This is a genomic window from Isoptericola variabilis (genome assembly GCF_050311655.1).
Taxonomy (GTDB): Bacteria; Actinomycetota; Actinomycetes; order Actinomycetales; family Cellulomonadaceae; genus Isoptericola; species Isoptericola variabilis.
Genome location: NZ_JBNOZM010000007.1, coordinates 211,127 through 230,092, shown reverse-complemented (window position 1 = coordinate 230,092; position 18,966 = coordinate 211,127). Strand labels below are relative to the sequence as shown.

Annotated in this window: 20 protein-coding genes; 11 read left to right on the top strand and 9 right to left on the bottom strand. The window is 75.5% G+C overall.

Going from position 1 to position 18,966, the window contains the following annotated elements; all coding sequences use genetic code 11:
• Positions 1–22: 22 nt before the first annotated feature.
• Genes ACQP60_RS16475 through ACQP60_RS16450 form a run of 6 tightly spaced genes read left to right on the top strand, consistent with a single transcriptional unit; the run spans position 23 to position 4,727 of the window.
• A complete protein-coding gene (locus ACQP60_RS16475; protein ID WP_429734793.1) occupies positions 23–325 on the top strand; it encodes an urease subunit gamma in 303 nt (100 codons plus the stop codon).
• Positions 322–846, top strand: a complete 525-nt coding sequence (ureB, locus tag ACQP60_RS16470) for an urease subunit beta (protein WP_429734791.1) — start codon at positions 322–324, stop codon at positions 844–846. The genes ACQP60_RS16475 and ureB overlap by 4 nt, the downstream gene beginning before the upstream one ends.
• A complete protein-coding gene (locus tag ACQP60_RS16465) occupies positions 843–2,552 on the top strand; it encodes an urease subunit alpha (protein WP_429734789.1) in 1,710 nt (569 codons plus the stop codon). Before ureB ends, ACQP60_RS16465 begins: the two co-directional genes overlap by 4 nt.
• On the top strand, positions 2,553–3,233 hold the full coding sequence (locus ACQP60_RS16460) for an urease accessory protein UreF (protein ID WP_429734787.1): 681 nt from the start codon (positions 2,553–2,555) through the stop codon (positions 3,231–3,233).
• Entirely contained in the window at positions 3,226–3,948 is a 723-nt protein-coding gene (gene ureG, locus ACQP60_RS16455) for an urease accessory protein UreG (RefSeq protein ID WP_429734785.1), read from the top strand. The genes ACQP60_RS16460 and ureG overlap by 8 nt, the downstream gene beginning before the upstream one ends.
• Complete coding sequence (locus ACQP60_RS16450; protein WP_429734783.1) at positions 3,945–4,727, top strand: urease accessory protein UreD; 783 nt, start codon at positions 3,945–3,947, stop codon at positions 4,725–4,727. Before ureG ends, ACQP60_RS16450 begins: the two co-directional genes overlap by 4 nt.
• A 7-nt stretch (positions 4,728–4,734) precedes the next feature.
• Here ACQP60_RS16450 and ACQP60_RS16445 read toward each other — a convergent pair whose 3' ends face one another.
• The 5 genes from ACQP60_RS16445 to ACQP60_RS16425 all read right to left on the bottom strand — a co-directional run bounded on the left by ACQP60_RS16445 (position 4,735) and on the right by ACQP60_RS16425 (position 10,765).
• Positions 4,735–5,604 (bottom strand): EamA family transporter, encoded by an 870-nt coding sequence (locus ACQP60_RS16445; protein ID WP_429734781.1) that lies wholly within the window; start codon positions 5,602–5,604, stop codon positions 4,735–4,737.
• 82 nt (positions 5,605–5,686) lie between these two features.
• Complete coding sequence (locus ACQP60_RS16440; RefSeq protein ID WP_429734779.1) at positions 5,687–6,343, bottom strand: ATP-binding cassette domain-containing protein; 657 nt, start codon at positions 6,341–6,343, stop codon at positions 5,687–5,689.
• Positions 6,327–8,087: a dipeptide/oligopeptide/nickel ABC transporter permease/ATP-binding protein gene (locus ACQP60_RS16435; RefSeq protein WP_429734777.1), complete on the bottom strand. Its 1,761-nt coding sequence runs from the start codon at positions 8,085–8,087 to the stop codon at positions 6,327–6,329. The genes ACQP60_RS16440 and ACQP60_RS16435 overlap by 17 nt, the downstream gene beginning before the upstream one ends.
• Positions 8,080–9,078: an ABC transporter permease gene (locus tag ACQP60_RS16430; protein ID WP_429734775.1), complete on the bottom strand. Its 999-nt coding sequence runs from the start codon at positions 9,076–9,078 to the stop codon at positions 8,080–8,082. Before ACQP60_RS16430 ends, ACQP60_RS16435 begins: the two co-directional genes overlap by 8 nt.
• Positions 9,079–9,094: 16 nt before the next feature.
• On the bottom strand, positions 9,095–10,765 hold the full coding sequence (locus ACQP60_RS16425; RefSeq protein WP_429734772.1) for an ABC transporter substrate-binding protein: 1,671 nt from the start codon (positions 10,763–10,765) through the stop codon (positions 9,095–9,097).
• Positions 10,766–11,016: 251 nt separating this feature from the next.
• Here ACQP60_RS16425 and ACQP60_RS16420 point away from each other — a divergent pair, with 251 nt between their 5' ends.
• Genes ACQP60_RS16420 through ACQP60_RS16410 form a run of 3 tightly spaced genes read left to right on the top strand, consistent with a single transcriptional unit; the run spans position 11,017 to position 13,747 of the window.
• Positions 11,017–11,949: an ABC transporter substrate-binding protein gene (locus ACQP60_RS16420; protein WP_429734770.1), complete on the top strand. Its 933-nt coding sequence runs from the start codon at positions 11,017–11,019 to the stop codon at positions 11,947–11,949.
• A 5-nt stretch (positions 11,950–11,954) separates the two neighbouring features.
• Positions 11,955–12,935 (top strand): amino acid ABC transporter permease, encoded by a 981-nt coding sequence (locus tag ACQP60_RS16415; protein WP_429734768.1) that lies wholly within the window; start codon positions 11,955–11,957, stop codon positions 12,933–12,935.
• Positions 12,932–13,747, top strand: coding sequence for an amino acid ABC transporter ATP-binding protein (locus tag ACQP60_RS16410; protein ID WP_429734766.1), 816 nt, complete (start codon positions 12,932–12,934; stop codon positions 13,745–13,747). The genes ACQP60_RS16415 and ACQP60_RS16410 overlap by 4 nt, the downstream gene beginning before the upstream one ends.
• A gap of 24 nt (positions 13,748–13,771) precedes the next feature.
• On the opposite strand, the gene ACQP60_RS16405 is transcribed toward ACQP60_RS16410, so the two are convergent.
• Positions 13,772–14,518, bottom strand: coding sequence for a hypothetical protein (locus ACQP60_RS16405; protein WP_429734764.1), 747 nt, complete (start codon positions 14,516–14,518; stop codon positions 13,772–13,774).
• A gap of 121 nt (positions 14,519–14,639) precedes the next feature.
• On the opposite strand from ACQP60_RS16405, the gene ACQP60_RS16400 reads away from it, so the two are divergent.
• Both ACQP60_RS16400 and ACQP60_RS16395 read left to right on the top strand, forming a co-directional pair.
• The gene (locus ACQP60_RS16400; RefSeq protein WP_429734762.1) at positions 14,640–15,173 is read left to right on the top strand and encodes an RNA polymerase sigma factor; all 534 of its coding nucleotides are present in this window, start codon (positions 14,640–14,642) and stop codon (positions 15,171–15,173) included.
• Complete coding sequence (locus ACQP60_RS16395; RefSeq protein WP_429734760.1) at positions 15,170–15,952, top strand: hypothetical protein; 783 nt, start codon at positions 15,170–15,172, stop codon at positions 15,950–15,952. Before ACQP60_RS16400 ends, ACQP60_RS16395 begins: the two co-directional genes overlap by 4 nt.
• Before the next feature lie 21 nt (positions 15,953–15,973).
• Here the strand turns inward: ACQP60_RS16395 and ACQP60_RS16390 are convergent, their stop codons facing one another.
• From ACQP60_RS16390 to ACQP60_RS16380, 3 genes are all read right to left on the bottom strand, one after another.
• On the bottom strand, positions 15,974–17,005 hold the full coding sequence (locus tag ACQP60_RS16390) for an excalibur calcium-binding domain-containing protein (RefSeq protein WP_429734757.1): 1,032 nt from the start codon (positions 17,003–17,005) through the stop codon (positions 15,974–15,976).
• Between the two features lie 83 nt (positions 17,006–17,088).
• A complete protein-coding gene (locus ACQP60_RS16385) occupies positions 17,089–18,279 on the bottom strand; it encodes an MFS transporter (protein WP_429734755.1) in 1,191 nt (396 codons plus the stop codon).
• Positions 18,276–18,953 carry a GntR family transcriptional regulator gene (locus ACQP60_RS16380; protein ID WP_429734753.1) on the bottom strand — a complete coding sequence of 226 codons (678 nt, stop codon included), beginning with the start codon at positions 18,951–18,953 and terminating at the stop codon, positions 18,276–18,278. Before ACQP60_RS16380 ends, ACQP60_RS16385 begins: the two co-directional genes overlap by 4 nt.
• Between the last annotated feature and the right edge of the window lie 13 nt (positions 18,954–18,966).

Genomic DNA, 18,966 nt, shown 5'->3' with positions numbered 1-18,966 from the left:
GAGAACTTCAGAGAGGTGATTGATGCAGCTGTTGCCGTCCGACACGGAAAAGCTCCTCCTCAGCGTCGCGGGCATGGTGGCCCGCGACCGCCGGGAGCGAGGGGTCCTCCTGAACCACCCGGAGGCCGTGTCGTTGTTGTCCTGCTGGGTGATCGAACGCGCCCGGGAGGGCGCCCGGGTCGCCGACCTGATGAACGACGGCCGCACCGTGCTCGGCCGCCACGAGGTGATGGACGGGGTCCCCGAGATGATCCCCAACCTCCAGGTCGAGGCCACCTTCCCCGACGGGCGCAAGCTCGTGACGATCACGGAGCCGATCCAGTGATCCCCGGCGAGATCCGCACCCGTCCCGAGCCGCTCGAGCTGAACGCGGGCCGCGAGCGCCAGAGCGTCGTGATCCTCAACGGCGGCGACCGCCCCATCCAGATCGGCTCCCACCTGCACCTGCCCGACGCCAACCCGGCGCTGCGCTTCGACCGCGAGGCCACCCGCGGGTTCCGCCTCGACGTGCCCGCGGGCACGTCGGTGCGGCTGGAGCCCGGCGTGAGCCGCACCGTGCACCTCGTCGCCCTCGGCGGCCGGCGCTTCGTGCCCGGCCTGCAGATCCGCGACCTGTCGCGCGAGCCGGAGTCGGTGGAGCGCGAGCCGCGGCCCGTGGTGCCGTTCGGCACGCCCGGCGTGGACGTCCCGGAGCCGCAGAACGCGTCGGCCACGCCCATGCGCGTCGGCGAGGTCGAGGCGCACGACGGCGACCCGGCCGACGTCGAGCCGACCGACCCCGGCTCGAGCCCGCCCACCCACCCGACGAACCCGGCGGGCGGCGCGACCAGCGAGGAGGACCGGTGACCCAGATCGACCGGCGCGCGTACGCGCAGCTGTACGGCCCGACGACGGGCGACCAGGTGCGCCTCGCGGACACGGACCTGTGGATCGAGGTCGAGCAGGACCTCACCGCGGGCGGCGACGAGGCGACGTTCGGCGGCGGCAAGACCATCCGCGAGTCGATGGGCCAGGGCACCACCCTGCGCTCGGAGGGCGCTCCGGACCTCGTGATCACCAACGTCGTGGTCCTCGACCACTGGGGCATCGTGCGGGCCGACGTCGGCGTGCGCGACGGCCGCATCGTGGCGATCGGCAAGGCCGGCAACCCCGACGTCATGGACGGCGTGCATCCGGACCTGCGGATCGGGCCGAGCACGGACGTCGTCGCGGGCGAGGGCAAGATCCTCACCGCGGGCGCCGTGGACACCCACGTGCACTTCCTCAGCGAGATCGAGATGCGCGAGGCGCTCGTCACCGGCACGACGACGGTGGTGGGCGGCGGCACGGGCCCGACCGAGGGGTCCAAGGCCACCACGGTGACGCCGGGCGCCCGCTCGCTCGCGATGATGCACCGGGCCCTCGACGACCTGCCCCTCAACGTGCTGCTGTTCGGCAAGGGCAGCACGGTGTCGCAGGACGCGCTGGCCGAGGAGGCGCTCGCGGGCGCCGGCGGCTACAAGGTGCACGAGGACTGGGGCGCCACCCCGGCGGCGATCGACGCGGCGCTGCGCGCTGCGGACGAGTTCGGGCTCCAGGTGGCCCTGCACGCCGACAGCCTCAACGAGACCGGGTACGTGCAGCACACCCTGGAGGCGATCGGCGGCCGCGGCATCCACGTCTTCCACGCCGAGGGCGCGGGCGGCGGGCACGCGCCCGACATCATCGTCACGGCGGGGGAGCGCAACATCCTGCCGGCGTCGACGAACCCGACGCTGCCGTTCACCGTCAACACCGTGGACGAGCACCTCGACATGCTCCTGGTGGTGCACCACCTCAACCCGCGCGTGCCCGAGGACCTGGCGTTCGCGGAGTCGCGGATCCGCGCGTCGACGATGGCGGCCGAGGACATCCTGCAGGACATGGGTGCCCTGTCGATCACGTCGACGGACGCGCAGGCCATGGGCCGCATCGGCGAGCTGATCTGCCGCACCTGGCAGGTGGCGCACGTGATGAAGAACCGCTTCGGCACGCTGGGCTCCAGCCTGCCTGCGGACAACGAGCGCGCCCGCCGGTACGTCGCGAAGTACACGATCTGCCCGGCCGTCGCGCACGGCATCGACCACGAGGTCGGCTCCGTCGAGGCGGGCAAGCTGGCCGACCTGGTGCTGTGGGACCCGGCGTTCTTCGGCATCCGCCCGGCCGCCGTCATCAAGGGCGGCGCGATCGTCGCCGCGCCGCTGGGCGACCCGAACGGCGCCGTCCCGGCGCCGCAGCCGGTGTTCATGCGGCCGGCACTCGCGGCCCAGGCGTCGTCGGCGCCCGGGCTCGCGGTGACGTTCGTGGCGCAGGCGGCGCTCGACGACGGGCTGGAGGAGCGGCTGGGGCTGCGGCGCCGGCTGGAGGCGATCCGGCCCACCCGCGACGTCACCAAGCTCGACATGCCGAACAACACGGCGCTGCCCCGCATCGACGTCGACCCGGAGACGTTCGCCATCAGCATCGACGGGGAGCCCGTGCGGGCCCAGCCCGTGGACGTGGTACCGCTGGCGCAGCGGTACTCGATGTTCTAGATGACGGCCGGACAGGCCGGCCTCGGCGCGCTGCTGCTCGCCGACGGCCGGCTCCCGGTGGGCGGCCTCGTGTACTCGGCGGGCCTCGAGCCCGGCCTGGCGGACGGGATGACGCAGGCGGACGTGCCCCGGTACCTGCGCGCCCGGCTGCGCACGGTCGGGCTCGTGGACGCCGCCGCGGCGGTGCTCGCGCACCGCGCCGCCATGCCGGACGCCGGGTTCGGGCTGGACGACGTCCAGGAGGCGCTCGCGGCCCGGACCCCGAGCGCTCCCCTGCGCGACGTGCAGGGGGTGCTCGGGCGCGGCCTGGCGCGGCTCGGCGCGCGGTTGCGGCCGGACCACCCGGCCACGGTCGCGCTGCGCGCGCTGGGCCGGGCGCCGCTGCGGCCAGTCGCGCTCGGGTGCGTGGCCGCCGCCCTCGGCGTCGACGAGGAGGCGACCGCCCGCGCGAGCCTCTACGACGACGCGCAGGCCGTGGCGTCCGCGGCGCTCAAGCTCTCCCCGGGCGACCCGGCGGACGCGGCGGCCTGGGTGCTCGCCGCCGAGCCGGACGTCGCGGCCCTGGTGCGCGCGGCCCTCGCCGCCGGGCACCCCGACGACCTTCCCGCGACCACCGCCCCCCAGGCGGAGGGCTGGTCGCTCACCCATCAGCACAGAACCAGGAGAATCTTCGTTGCCTGAGAACCACACCCACACCCACGAGGACGTCCCCACGCGGGCGCTGCGCCTCGGCGTCGCCGGCCCGGTCGGCGTCGGCAAGTCCACGATCCTCGCCACGCTGTGCCGCGAGCTCGCGGACGAGCTGAGCATGGCCGTCGTCACCAACGACATCTACACGGACGAGGACGCGCGCTACCTGCGGTCGGCGGGCGTGCTGCCCGTCGAGCGGATCCACGCCGTCGAGACCGGCGCCTGCCCGCACACCGCCATCCGCGACGACGTCACGCCCAACCTGCTCGCGGTCGAGGACCTCGAGGAGCGCTTCGCGCCGCTCGACCTCGTCGTCGTCGAGAGCGGCGGCGACAACCTCACCGCCACGTTCAGCCCGGCGCTCGTGGACGCGCAGATCTTCGTGCTCGACGTCGCGGGCGGGGGCGACGTGGCGCGCAAGGGCGGCCCCGGCATCGAGCGGGCGGACCTGCTGGTCGTCAACAAGACCGACCTCGCGCCCTACGTCGGCGTGGACGCCGAGCAGATGGTCGCCGACGCGAGCGCGGCCCGCGACGGCCGCCCCGTGCTCGCGCTCAGCCAGCGCGACCCGGAGTCCGTGACGCGCCTGGGCGACTGGGCCCGCGAGGTGCTGCGCAGCTTCCGCGCCGGGCAGCACGTGGCGCAGGACCCGGGTCCGATGGCGCCGCACACCCACGCCGACGGCACCACGCACGCGCACGCGTGAGCACGTCGACCAGCACCGGCCGTGACGCGGCGGGCGGATCGACGGGCGGCGCGACGGGCACGGCCCGGGTCACCGTCGAGCTCGTCGACGGGCGCGCCCGCCTGGTCGAGCTCGTCGGCAGCGTGCACCTGCGCCCGCGGCCGGTGCTGGTCGACGGCCCGCTCGCCCGCGTGGCGCTGGTCGGCACGTTCGCCCTGCTGCTCGCGGGGGACGACGTGCGGGTGGAGCTGCGCGTGGGGGCGGGCGTCGTGCTCGAGCTCATCGAGCCGTCCGGCGTCGTCGCGTACGACGTGCGGGGCGGCGACGGCGCGTCCTGGGCCGTGCACGCCACGGTCGCCGAGGGCGGCGCGCTCGTGTGGAAGGGCGCGCCGTTCGTCGTGACGGCGGGCGCCGACGTCGAACGCCGCACCGCCGTCGAGCTCGCCGCCGGCGCACGGGCGCTGATCAGCGAGACGCTGGTGCTCGGCCGCGCGGACGAGCCCGGCGGCGGCCCCCTGCGGTCGGGGTTCCGGGCGCGGCTCGCCGGCCGGCCGCTGCTCGTCGAGGACCTCGACCTGCGCGACCCGTGGCTCACCGCCTCGCCCGGCGTCGTCGGCGCGCACCGCGTCGTCGCCTCCGTCATGCTGCTGGGCGCATCACCCGACGCCGCCGACGGCCCGGGGGAGACGCCCCTCGCCGGGCCGGGTGCGCTGGGCCGCGTGCTGGCCCCGCACGCGCACGAGGCCGACGCGGTCGTCGACGCGACGTGGGCGCGGTGGCGGCCGTTCGTCGCGGCCTGACGTCGGGTTACAGCGCGAGCAGCGCGACGCCCGCGACGACGACGACCGACCCGACGATCTTCACCGCCGGCCGCGGCTCCTTGAACAGCCACCAGGCGAGCAGCGTGCCCACGACGATGCTCGACTCGCGGGCCGGCGCCACCAGCGCGATCGGCGACGTCTGCATCGCGACCAGCACGAGGATGTACCCCAGCGGGGACAGCACGGCCACCAGCGCGATCTCCCGCACGTGCCGCCGGCTCATGCGGACCGCCTCCGCGCGGCGGCCGCGGTCGCGCAGGATCGGCGTCAGCGTGACCGACTGCCACACGGCGTTGCAGGCGAAGTACGCCACCGGGTCGAGGGCGAGCGTCGTGACGGCGTGCCCGTCCCACAGCGTGTACGCGGCGATGGCGGCGCCGGTCGCGAGGCCCCAGCGCACGCCCGCGACGCCGCGCGACGGGTCGACGCCGGACGCGCCCGAGCTGGCGGCCACCGCCACGCCCGCGATCACCACCAGGCCGCCCACCACGTTGACGGCGTCCACGTGCTCGCCGAGCACGACCAGCGCCACGAGCATGGTGAGCAGCGGCCCGGTGCCGCGCGCCGTCGGGTAGACGATCCCCAGGTCCGCCCGCGCGTACCCGGTGTTGAGGGCGATGCCGTACAGGTTGTGCAGCACGCCGGAGACGGCGCCCGCGAGCAGCAGCGGGCCCAGGTCCGGCCAGCCGTCGCGCGCGAGGATCACCAGCCCCACCGGCACCCACAGCACCGCCGACGCCGTGGCGTAGAGCCAGACGAAGACGCGCGAGTCGCCGGTCACGCGCTTGGCCGCGACGTTCCAGATCGCGTGCAGCACCGCCGCCGTCAGCACGAGCGCGATGGAGGCGGGGGTCACCGGGCGACCGTACCCGCCCCGGTGCGGCGGCGACGTAGCGATGGGTCGCCGTCAGCGAGCGGGACGACGACCGATCGCTACGTCAGCGGGGGAGCTGCACCCGCTCGTCCGCGAGCGCGTCGACCAGCGGGTGGTCGTGGGAGACCAGGAGCACGCCGGTGCCGGCGGCGGCGAGCTCGCGCAGCACCTGCGCGACGGCGGCGGTGGTGGCGGCGTCGAGCATGGCGGTGGGCTCGTCGGCCACGAGGTATCGGGGCGCGGCGAGCAGCGCGCGCGCCAGGCAGGCGCGCTGGAGCTGGCCGTCGGAGACCTGCGCGGGCAGGCGGCCCAGCAGGTCCGGCGTCAGGCCGACCCGGAGCGCGGCGTCGGCGACCCGCGTCCGCCCGTCCCGGGTGCCGCGCGCCCGGCGCGGCAGCGGCTCCGCGACGATCGCGCCGAGCGGCCTGCGCGGGCTGGTCGCCGCGCGCGGCGACTGGTGCAGCAGCCCGACGACGCCGGTCATGCGGCCGCGCCGCGTCGGCACGGGGGTGCCGTCGACGAGGACCGTTCCCTCCTGCGCCGGCTGCAGGCCGACGAGGATGCGGCCCAGGGACGACTTGCCGGCCCCCGACGGCCCGGTGAGCCCGACGATCTCGCCGGGGGCGACGGCGAGGCGCACGCGGTCCAGCACGACACCGCCGGCCGGGCGCGGGGCGCCGACCGGGTACCAGCAGCTCACGCCGTCAGCGACCAGCGCCATCGGGCACCTCCTGGGCGACGCCGTGCGCGGTGCGGCCGGCGCCCCCGAGCCGGTCGGCGAACGACGTCGCGGGGTCGAGGTCGGTCAGCTCCGGCGGGGTGCCCGGGATCGGCACGAGCCCGCGCGACGGGAGCGCGTCGAGCAGCGCGGCCGTGTACTCGTGGCGCGGCGCGCGCAGGACGGCGTCGGCCGGTCCCTCCTCGACGATCCGCCCGGCGTACATGACGGCGAGCCGGTCCGCGACGCCCGACGTCTCCAGCGCCTGCAGGTCGTGCGTGACGAGCAGGACGGCGGTGCCGGCGTCGGCGACCTCGCGCAGCAGGCCCAGCACCTGCGCGGCGAGCGCGGGGTCGAGGCCGGCCGTGGGCTCGTCGGCGAGCAGCACGTCGGGGTCGCCCGCCAGCGCCGCGGCGAGGGCGGCGCGCTGCGCCATGCCGCCGGACAGCTCGTGCGGGTACCGGTCGGCGGCGGCCGGGTCGAGGCCGACCCGGCCCAGCAGGTCCGCGACCCCCGCCGTCGACCCGAGCGCGTCGAGCGTCTCGGCGAGCTGCGCGCCGACGGTGCGCACGGGCGTGAACGACGCCGCGGCGGACTGCAGCGACAGCCCCACGACCCGGCCGCGCACGGCCCGCCAGGCCGGCTCGGGGGCGCCGAGCAGCTCGTCGTCGTGGATCCGGACGGACCCGGTGGCCCGGGTGCCGGGCGGCAGCAGCCCGCACAGCGCGGAGGTGAGCACCGACTTGCCGCAGCCGGCCTCACCGACCAGCGCGGTGACCCGTCCGGCGCGCAGCGTGAGGTCGACGTCGGTGGCGGCGTGCACCCACCGCCCGCCCGCGGGCAGCCGCAGCGTCAGGCCGCGCACCTGCACGACGTCGCCGTCCGCCGCCCCTGACGTGCTGTGAGCGGGCGTTTGGCCCTCTTCTGGGCCGAAAACGGGGCCAAACGCCCGCTCACAGCGGGGGGACGGTCGGCGCGACGCGCGGGCGAGGCCGGACACGGCCAGCGTGGTGAGCACCAGCACGCCGGCGGGGAAGACGAGCGTCCACCAGGCGCCGGTGAGCACGTCACCGCGCGCGATCTCGAGCAGGGTGCCGAGGCTGGCCCGGTCGGGCGGCAGGCCCAGGCCGAGGAAGCTCAGCGTGGCCTCGTGCCAGACGGCGTGCGGCACCAGCATCACCAGCGCGACGAGCGCCTGCGGGGCCGCGGTGGGCACCAGGTGCTCGCGCGCGACCTGCCCGCGGCTCGCCCCGGCCAGGTACGCGGCGTCGACGTACGCCGACGACCGCACCGCCAGCATCTCGGCCCGCATGACGCGGGCCACCTGGGGCCAGTGCGTCACCGCGATCGACGCCATGATCGCCACCAGAGAGCCGGGGAAGAACGCCACCACCACGATGCCGAGCAGCAGGTGCGGCAGCGCGTTCACGCCGTCCGTCGTGCGCATCACCGCGGCGTCCACGAGCCCGCCGCGGGACGCGGCCACGGCCCCGACGGACGTGCCCACGGCGACCGCGACGACGGCGCAGCCGAGCGCGACGACCAGCGACACGCGCAGTCCCTGGGCGACGCGCACGAACAGGTCGTGCCCGGAGTGGTCCGTCCCGAACGGGTGGGCGAGGCTCGGCGGTCGCAGCGCGGCGCCGAAGTCGACCGACGTCGGGCCCGCGAGCACGGGCGCCAGCACGGCGTAGGCGACGAGGGCGCCCAGGAGGAGGGCGGGCAGGAGCCGGCGGGCGTCACGCATCGACGACCACCCGCGGGTCGATCAGCAGCTGCGCGACGTCGGCCAGGTACGAGCCGACCAGCACGGCCGCCGTCGTCACGACCGTCAGCGCCGCGAGCAGCGCCAGGTCCAGCGCCTGCGCGGAGGACACGACGGCGCCGGCGATGCCGGGCCAGCCGAAGACCTCCTCGACCAGCACGGCCCCGACCACCAGCTCGGGCACGCGCGCGCCCACCACCATGACGAGCGGGCCGAGCGAGACCGGCAGCACGTGCCGTGTCGTCACCGTGCGCGGGGGCAGGCCCCGGGCGCGGGCGCCGCGGACGGCGTCGGACGCCGCGGCCTGGGCGGCGGCGGTGCGCACGCCGAGCAGCATCCACGGCAGCATCGTCGCGGCGAGCACCAGCGCCGGGAGGGCGAGGTGTGCCGCGACGCCGGCCACCGTGGGCACGGCGCCGGGCTCGGCGACGCCCGCCACGGGCGCCACCCGCAGGGTGACGGCGAAGACCAGCACCGCGCCGAGCGCCACGACGAACGGCGGCACGGACTGGAGCAGGACGGCGAGCCCGCCGAGCGCGGCGTCGAGCCGGCCGCCGGGCCGCGTCCCGGCCAGCAGCCCGAGCGTCACGCCCAGCACGAGGGCGATCGCCAGCGCCGTCCCCGACAGGAGCAGCGTCCACCCCACCCGCTGCGCGAGCACGTCCGCGACCGGCATGGTGAGCACGCGCGACCAGCCGAGGTCGCCGTGCAGCAGGCCGCCCGCCCACGCGAGCCAGGCCCGCCACCACGGGGCGTCGAGGCCGAGCGTCGCGCTCAGCGCCGCCCGGTCGGCCGCCGTCGTGTCCTGGTAGCGGGCGCCGAGGTACGCGGCGAGCGGGTCGAGCGGCGAGTGCTCGGCCAGCACGAACACCAGCGCCGACACCCCGAGCAGCACCGGCACGCCGAACGCGACGGCGCGCACCGTGACGCGGCGCAGGTCGCCCGCGCGGCGCGCGAGGGCCCCGGCCCTCACCGCGGGCTCCGGCCGCTCACCGCCGCCAGCCCGCGACGTGCCACCACGGCCCCCACGACACGCCGTGCGCGTGCGGCTCCAGCACCAGCGGGCCGCGGTCCCAGCCATCCGTGCCTGGGGCGCCGTCGTCCTGCGTCACGTAGGTGTGCTCGACGAACGCGAGGAACACGTGCGTCGGGTGCTGCACGTACGTCTCCTGGACCGCGCGGTACGCGGCGGTGCGCTCGTCGGCGTCGAGGCTGGCGCGGGCGCGGTCGAGCTGCGCGTCGACGCCGGGGATCTCGACGTCGCCCGGGTTGTCGTAGGGCGAGGTGTCGGCGGAGCGGGTGTGCAGCACGTCGTACAGCTGGGTGTCGAGGTCGTACGGGCGCTCGCCGCCGCCCAGCAGGACCGCGGCGTCGGTGAGGTGCCGGTCCAGCTCCGGCCAGTCGCCGCCGCGCAGGGACACCTCGACCCCGATCGTCGCCATGTCGGCGGCGAACGCGGCCGCCATGTCGCGGCGCAGGCTGTCCGACGCCAGGTAGTAGAGGTCGAACGCGGCGCGCTCGTCGCCCTTGGCTCGGACGCCGTCGGCCCCGGGCCGCCAGCCCGCGTCGTCGAGCAGGCGCCCCGCGCGCCCCCGGTCGAACGGGAAGGTCGCGTCGGCGGCGAACGCGTCGCCGTAGACGGCGCTCACGGGCGTCGCGGCGGGGCTGCCGTGGCCGGCCAGCACGCCGTCGACGATCGTGTCCCGGTCGACGGCGAGGTTCATCGCCTCGCGCGCCGCGGGGTCGCCCGCGAACGCGTTCTCGACCGGCAGCGAGACGCCGCGCCAGTCGGCGGTGTGCACCGACTGCACGCGCAGCCCGGCCTGGTCCTCGAACGACGCGGCCAGCACCGGCGGCAGCACCGTGCCGTCGACGTCGCCCGCACGCACGCGCTGGGCGCGCGCGTTGTCGTCGGGCAGGTACAGGGTGACGAGCTCGGTGACCTGGGGCGCGCCGTCCCAGTAGTCGGGGTTGCCGGTGAAGACGGCCTGGCCGGCGTCGAGCCGCGTCAGACGGTACGGACCGGTGCCCACGGGCTGGGTGTTGAGCGCGGAGTCGCGGGCGGGGCCGCCGTCGAGCCGCTCCGACGGCACGATCCCCAGCGTGAGGCGCGACGCGAACGCCGAGTACGGGTGCTTCAGCGTGAACCGGACGCGGCGGTCGTCGGTCGCCGCGACCGACGCGATCATCCGGTACGCGCCCGCCACCTCGGACGCCGACGCCGGGTCGAGCACCGCCTCGTACGTCGCGACGACGTCCGCGGCGTCCAGCGCCGTGCCGTCGGAGAACGTCACGCCCTCGCGCAGCGTCACGTCCCACACGGTGCTGTCGTCGTTCACCGCGGGAGCCTCGGCGGCCAGCGCGGGCTCCAGCTCCGGCAGCCGGTCGTCGCCCGACGACGCCGGCCGCAGCAGCCCGTCGTACAGCGGGGAGACGCCCAGCTCGCCGTACCCGTTCACCGGGTTGTAGCCGCCCAGCGGCTGCGCGTCGGCGAGCACCACCCGCGTGCCGTCGGGCCCGTCGCCGCCCTCCGTCCCGCCGCCCGCCGACGTCGCGCAGCCCGACAGGCCGACGGCGAGGGCGGCGAGAGCCCCGAGGGCGGGCCGCGTGGCGGGCCTCGTGGCGGGCATGGTGCGGGACGACGGACGGGTGCGCGGCATGCATCACTCCTCGGCGGGTGGGCGACAGGGCCGCGGCGGCGCGGCCGGAAGGGGGTGCACCCGCTCGACCGGCGACGTCGCGGGTCCGGACCGCGCAGGAGGCGGGAGCCGGGGTGCGGTCCGAGTGTAAGGGTGGAGACATGCCCCGGGACGGGCCCCGCGAGTCGGGTTCGTCACCAGCCGGTTTGGAGAATAATTCCTCGGGCTGCATACTCATGCATCGACCCCTCGCACGATCCTCGGAGCCCACCATGCGCACCCGCCACACCCTCGCGGCGACCGTCGTCACCTCGGCCGTCGCCGCCCTCGCCCTCGCCGGCTGCACCACGGCCTCGCAGGACCTCGGCCAGACGCCGGGGGCGTCCGAGGACAGCAGCAGCTCCGCCGCCGTCGACCTCGACGCGATCCAGAAGGACGACGCCGTCGCCGCGCTCGTCCCGGACGCCGTCGCCGAGGACGGCACGCTGACGCTCGGCTCCAACCTCCAGTACGCGCCGGTGGAGTTCCTGGACGCGGACGGCACGACGCCCGTGGGCATCGACATCGACATCGCGACCGCGCTCGCCAAGACGATGGGCCTGGAGCTGAAGGTCGAGAACGCGGGCTTCGACTCGATCATCCCCGCGATCGGCAGCAAGTACGAGGCCGGCATGTCGGCGTTCTCGGTCACGCCCGAGCGTCTGAAGACGGTCAACATGGTCAGCTACTTCACCGCCGGCTCGCAGTACGCCGTGGCGAAGGGCAACCCGGAGGGCATCTCGCCCGACGACCTGTGCGGCGTCAGCGTCGGCGTGCAGACCGGCACCATCCAGCAGGACGAGCTGGCCGAGCTCAGCAAGACCTGCACCGACGAGGGCAAGGACGCCGTCGACGTGCTGCCGTACGACTCGCAGTCCGACGTCACGACCAACCTCGCGGGCGGCAAGCTGCAGGCCATGTACGCGGACTCGCCGATCATCGCCTACGCCGTCGAGCAGACCGGCGGCTCCGTCGAGGCGCTCGGCGAGATCACGGACGCCGCGCCGTACGGCGTCGTCGTCGCCAAGGACGACGAGGAGCTCGCGAAGGCCGTCCAGGCCGGGCTGCAGAAGCTCATGGACGACGGCGTGCTCGCCCAGGTCGCCGACACCTGGGGCTCCGGCGCGGCCGTGCTCGACACGGCCGAGCTGAACCCGGCAGGCTGACCCGCATGGAAGACCGACCGTCCGGCCAGCTGCCGGAGCCCCTGCACGCCCGGCCGGTGCCCCGGCCGGGGCGGTGGGTGTCGGCCGTGGTCGTCCTCGTCCTGGTGGCGATGGCGGTCAACGCGCTCGTCACCAACCCCAACTTCCGCTGGGACACCGTCTGGCTCTACCTGCGCGACGTCGTCGTGGTGCGGGGCGTGGGCTGGACGCTCGTCCTCACGTTCGGCTCGATGGCGATCGCCATCGTCCTGGCCGTGCTGCTGGCGGTGATGCGGCGCAGCGACAACCCCGTGATGCGGTCGGTCTCCTGGTTCTGGATCTGGTTCTTCCGCGGCACCCCGATCTACACGCAGCTCGTGTTCTGGGGCCTGCTGTCGGTGCTGTACCCGCGGCTGTCGCTCGGCATCCCGTTCGGGCCGGAGTTCTGGACGTTCACCACGCAGGACGTCATCACGGCGTTCTGGGCGGCGCTGATCGGCCTGGCGTTCAACGAGTCCGCGTACCTGGCGGAGATCGTCCGCGCCGGCCTGTCGTCGGTGGACCCGGGCCAGACCGAGGCCGCGAAGGCGCTCGGCATGAAGGACGCCAAGATCCTGCGCCGCATCGTGCTGCCGCAGGCGATGCGCGTCATCGTGCCGCCCACGGGCAACGAGACCATCTCCATGCTCAAGACGACGTCGCTGGTGCTGGCGATCCCGTTCACGCTCGAGCTCACGTACGCGACGAACCAGATCGGCAGCCGCATCTTCCAGCCGATCCCGCTGCTCATCGTCGCCGCGCTCTGGTACCTGCTCATCACGTCGGTGCTCATGATCGGCCAGCACTACCTCGAGCGGTACTACGGCCGCGGGTTCGACGGCGGCCGCACCGGCCGCGGCGGGCACGGCGGGCGTGGCCCGCGGGCCGGTCGCAAGCCGCGCAAGCAGGACCTCATCGGCGCGTCCGGCACCACCAAGGACGACCCCTTCCTGGAGGTGACCCCATGACGGCGTCGGCCGAGAGCGTCGAGACCGCTGCGACCGCCGAGACCATGGTCGAGGTCCGCGACGTGCACAAGGTGTTCGGTCGTGGCCACGACGCCGTGCACGTGCTCAAGGGCGTCTCCCTCGACGTCCCGCGGGGCTCGGTGACCGTGGTGCTCGGCCCGTCCGGGTCGGGCAAGTCGACGCTGCTGCGCTGCGTGAACGAGCTCGAGGAGATCACCGCCGGGTCCATCCACGTCGGCGGCGACCTCATGGGCTACCGCCGCGACGACAAGGGCGTGCTGCACCGTCTGCACCCCAAGGTGATCGCGAAGCAGCGCTCCCGCATCGGGATGGTCTTCCAGCGCTTCCACCTGTTCCCGCACAAGACGGCGCTGGAGAACGTCATGGAGGCGCCCGTGCAGGTGCGCGGGCTGTCCAAGGCGCAGGCGCGGGAGCGGGCCCTCCAGCTCCTCGAGCGCGTGGGGCTGTCGGACCGCGTCGAGCACTACCCGGCGCAGCTGTCCGGCGGCCAGCAGCAGCGCGTCGCCATCGCGCGGGCGCTCGCCATGGACCCCGAGCTCATGCTCTTCGACGAGCCCACCTCCGCGCTCGACCCCGAGCTCGTGGGCGAGGTGCTCGCCGTCATGCAGGACCTCGCACGCTCCGGCATGACGATGATCGTCGTGACGCACGAGATCGGCTTCGCCCGCGAGGTCGCCGACCACGTCGTCTTCATGGACGACGGCGTCATCGTCGAGGAGGGCGCCCCCGCCGACGTGCTGGACAACCCGTCCGAGCCGCGGCTGCGGGACTTCCTCGCCCACGTGCTCTGAGGCCGCCCACGGCGCGGCAGGTCGTCAGAGCACCGAGCAGACGCCGCCCCAGTCGGTGTGGCCGATGGTGACCTTCTTCCAGATGTGCGCGGAGTAGCCGCCGGCCGACGTGCGGGTCTTGGAGATGGTGCGGGTGTCGCCGCTGTACCACCTGCTGTCGCCGCCGGTCAGCCAGGTGGTGCCGGTGGGGCAGCCGCTCACGCTGGACGAGACGCGGTAGATGCGCAGGAACCCGGTCACCGACCCGGACCCGCGGTACTTCCACGACGCGTAGATGCGCCCGTTGCTCTTCGAGAGGCACATCGTGCCCGGGCCGGAGGTGGACGCGCAGCGGTCGCCGGACGGCAGCGCCAGGGTGCTCGCCTCGGACGTCGCGGCCCGCGAGGCCGTGGACGCCCCGTCGGCGACGGCGGCCGCGGCGTCGTCGCAGTCCTCGAGCAGGTCGACGCGGTGCGTCGCCAGGTCGGCGGGTGCGCCCATCGCGAGGTTGTAGTCGCGGTCGACCTCCTCGGAGATCGTCACGTCCTCCAGCGTGCAGCCGCGGGCGGCGGAGTCGGCCTTCCAGTCGGTGGCCTCGGCGGCGGCGCGCTCCTGCGCGGCCCATGCCTCCCACTCGCTGGCCGGGCTGCCCGGCGCGGGCACGCCCGGCAGGTTCTCGGAGGTGGACGCCGCCTGCGACGGCGCGACCGCCGTGAGCGTCACTCCCAGCGCCAGGGCGGCGGCACCCAGACCTGCGGCGATGTTCCTTCTGACGGTCCTGCCTCGGCTCATGTCGCTCCTCGGTTGGGCTCCGGCGCGCTGTCGCGGCGTCGTCGTCGACTCTCGCGGTGACTACGGTGTAGCACTCGGGGGGTTGCCGGCAACTCCAGGGGTAGGACGGAAAGGTTTCATCGTGGAGGACGCCCGTGCCCGTGAGCTGCTGACGCAGATCTGGGTGGAGCAGCACGAGGTGGTCACCCGATTCGTGGCGCGTCGAGTGGAGGCGGGGCTGGTGGACGACGTCGTGTCGGAGACGTTCCTCGTCGCCTGGCGCCGCCTCGACGACGTGCCGGACGACCCGAAGCCGTGGCTCCTCGGGGTCGCCCGCAACGTGCTCGCGACCCACCTGCGCACCCACGGCCGCTGGCGCGCCCTGGGCGTCCGCCTCGAACGGGAGCCGGAGGCGGGCAAGGAGGGCACCGACGACCTCGCCGCCGACCGGACCGACCTGCGGCGCGCGTGGGAGATGCTCTCCGACGCGGACCGGGAGGTCATCGCCCTGGTCGCGTGGGACGGGCTGACCGCGGTCGAGGGCGCCAAGGTGCTCGGCGTCCGGCCGTCCACGTTCTCCGTCCGCCTGACGCGCGCCCGGAAGCGGCTGCTCGCCTATTCCGGGCTGAAGCAGGACACGGCCGCCGTGCTGCGCAACCTCCAGGAGACGCGATGAAGTCGCCCATGATGGCCGAGCTCGCCGACCTCGACCCCGCGCGCGACCTCCGCGCGCCCGGCCGCCCCGACGACGACGCGCTCCAGGCGATCCTCGGCACCGCCCGGCGGGCCACCCCGATGCGCCGCCGCGCGCGCCCCGCCGTCCTGGCGGGTGCCGCGGCCGCCGGCGTGGTGGCGGTGGCTGGGGCCGCCGCCGTGGTGTGGTGGCCGGCGCCGCAGGCCGCGTACGCGTCGTGGACCGCCGTGCCCGCCACCGTGACGCCGGCCGCGGCGGAGGCCGACGTCCAGCAGTGCGAGTCGGTGGCGCACGGCATCACCGAGGGCGAGGACGGCCCGCACGTCGAGGACGTGCCGATCAGCCCCGTCCTGGCCGAGCGGCGCGGCGACTACACATACGTCCTGCTCGCCGGCGACGGCGCGACCGGCGAGTGCCTGGTCACGACGCGGGCCTCCGGCGCGACCGACGTCGTCGGCGGCGACGCCGTGCTCGCGTCCGTCGCCGACGAGCCCGGGGCGCGCGACGTCACGACCGTGGGGGCCGGGACCGCGTCGTGGTCCGAGGGCGACACCGGCGACGGGGCGCTGACGTCCGCGTACGGGCGCGTGGGCGCCGACGTCGCGTCCGTGTCGGTCGTCACGACCGCGGGCGAGCGGGTCGAGGCCACCGTGCAGGACGGCTGGTGGGCGGTCTGGGCGCCCGGGGAGGCGTCGCTGCGCACCACCGCGGAGCTCACGTTCTCCGACGGCGCGACGGCGGAGGTCGCCGTCGCCCGCTGAGGTGCGGTGGTCGCCCGCCGGCTACTCGCCGTCCTCGCAGGCGACGCCGTTGCCGTTCGGGTCGAGCGCGCCGCGGTAGGCGGGCTGGCCGTTCTGGATGGGCGCGGCGCCGGCCTGGCGGGCGGCGTTGCAGTCCCAGTAGAACCAGGCCTGATCCTGCTGCTGTTGCTGCTGCTCGGCCTGCTGCTGCTCCTGGGCCTGCTGGTCCTCGAACGCCTTCTTCTGGTTCGCGAACTCGGCCTCCTGGGCCTCGGCGGCCTTCTCGCGCTCCTTCAGCGCCGCCTCGCGCTTCTGGAGGTCGTCCTTCTGGGTGCTGATGTCCTGGCGCGCCTGGTTCACCTCGTCCATGGCCTGGGCGGCGGCCGCCTCCTTGCGGTCCGCGTCCACGAGGGCCTGGGCGGCGTCCGAGCTGCGCATCATCGAGATGGAGACGCCGAGGATGCAGCCGAGCGCCAGGCAGGCGACGGCGACGCCGGCGATCAGCGGCCCGCCGCGCCTGCCGCGCGCGCGGGTGCCCGTGCGCGTGCGGGCGGTCGAGGCCTCGGCGGCCTCGGCGGCCCGGTCGGAGGCCTGGCGTGCCGCACGCCGGCCGCTGCTGGTGCGGATCCGGTCGCCGACCGTGCGCAGCGCCGCGGAGACGGTCGCGACCGCGCCGCGGTCCGCCTCGGCGTCGAGGGGGCTCGGCGGGGCGGCGGCGGGGATGGCCGCGGGTGGCGGGGGCGGGGGCGCGGAGAGGGTCGCGACGGGTGCGCCGTAGGTCGCCGGCGCCGGGGGGAGCGGCGGCATGCCCGCGACGGTCGTCACGGCGGCCGCGGGGGCGGCGGGCGCGACGGCGGTGGGCGCGACGGCGGCGGCCGCGGGGACGGGCGCCATGACGGTCGTCGCCTCGGCGGGGGACTCCGGGCGGGCCGGCCGGACGGACGCGGCGTCGTCCACCCAGTAGTCCCAGCCCTGCGGTGCGGGCGGCCAGGCCGGGTCGGGGACCCACCCCGCGTCGGGGCGGAACCCCGGGGGTACCCGCCACCCCGGGGGCGGGTTGAATCGCACAGCCATGACACTCCTCCGTCGTCGAGCGGGCCCCACTATGGCGGAAACTGCCCGTTCCGGTCCATGTGTCCGCCCTGGCGACGGCCCGCTCAGGCCCCCGGGAGGTGCTTGCGGTAGTGCGCGACGACGACCCCCGTGGACACCGCGCCCAGCGCCACCAGGACGACGAAGAGCTGCGCCGTCGTGAACGGCGGGGTGATCGCCGCCATGATCGCGGGGGTGAGGAAGCCGGCGTACGCGACGGCGTAGAAGACGCCCGTGAGGCCCGCGAGGTGGCGCGGTCCGGCGATGCGCTGCACCTCCAGGAGCCCTGAGGACAGGCCGATCCCCATGCCCGCGCCGCCCACGACGGCGGCGCCCACGCCCCACCACGGCGAGCCGGACGCGACCACGAGGCCGACGCACGCCACGGCGACCGTGAGCGCCGCCGCCGCGACGGCCAGCCCGCGGGCGGAGTCGACGGCGTCGAGCCGCTTGGCCGCGGGCTGGACGACGGCCGCGACGCCGAGCGCGACCACGGTGAGCAACGTGGCGTACGCCACGCCGAAGCCCTCCGTCCGGTCGCGCAGCAGGACGGGCGCGTAGCCGTAGGTGAGCGCCGCGACGACGAAGATCCAGGGCGCGACCACGGCGACCACCCGCGTGAACCTGCGGTGCCCGGCCGGCGGAACCCGTAGCCCGCGCCACCACGGCCCGGCCTCGCCGCCGAACGCGTTCGACTCCGGCGTCCGGAGCACGACCAGCAGGAACGGCGCCGTGACGACCAGGTGCACCACGAACGGCAGCACCTCCGGCCACGGACCCCACTGGGCGAGGGCGCCCGCGACGAGCGCGCCGACGCCGGAGCCGAGCGTGAACGCCAGCGACGCGCGGCGGGCGCCCGAGCCGGCGTCCGCCTGCCGGTCGTACGGCACCTGCGAGAGCTCCTTGATCCAGCTGGTGCCGACCGACGTGGCCGTCCCGACGGTGATCCCCGCGAGCAGGCGGCCCACGTAGATCGGGACGGGCCCCAGCGCGCCGAACGCCAGCACCGCGCTCGCGACCATGCCGATCACCGTGCCCGCGAGCATGACGGGACGGCGGCCGAACCGGTCGGACAGCGTGCCGGCGACGAGCAGCGCGGGAGCGAGGCCGAGCACGTACACGCCCAGGAACGCGTTGACCGTGGCGTCGCCGTAGCCCTGCACCTCCTCGTATATGAGGAGCACGGGCGTGAACTGGTTGCCCGCCCAGGAGGAGACGAACAGCGCGGCGAACGCGCCCAGCCACGGCCGCCTCACAGGACGCCCCGGTGCCGGCGGACGTGGTCGTGCAGCAGGTCGCAGTACGCGTCGGCGTCGCCCTGCTCGACGGCGGCGAGCATCGCCTCGTGCTCGGCGAGCGCGGCCGCGACCTCGTCCGCGCCGACGTGCAGGTGCTGGAACATGAGCCGCAGCTGCCGGTCGCGCAGCAGCCCCATGAACTGGATCGCGGTCTGGTTGCGCGACGCCCGCACGAGCACACCGTGGAACGCGGAGTCGGCGACGACGAACGCCTGGACGTCGTCCGCCGCGGCGGCCCGACGCTGGGTGTCGAGGTGCGTGCGCAGCTCGTCGACGACGGCGGCCGCGGGACGCCCGTGCGCCAGCGTGCGGCGGGCGGTGGAGCGCTCGACCGCCTCGCGCATCTCGAGCACGTCGCGCGCCTCGTCGGGGGCCATCGGCACGACGGCGGCCCCGCGCCGCGGCGCGACGGCGAGCAGCCGCTCGGCGTCGAGCCGCAGGAACGCCTCGTGCACGGGGGTGCGGCTGATGCCGAGCTCCGCCGCCACGTCGCCCTCGGACAGCAGCACCCCGCCGGCCGCCTCGCCCGACAGGATCTTCACCTTGGTGTGCTGGTACGCGCGTTCCGCGGCGCTCAGCGGCGCGGTCTGAGGCGACTGGGGGGTCGGCGGGGGCGTCGAGGAGGCGGTCACCCGGGGCAACTTA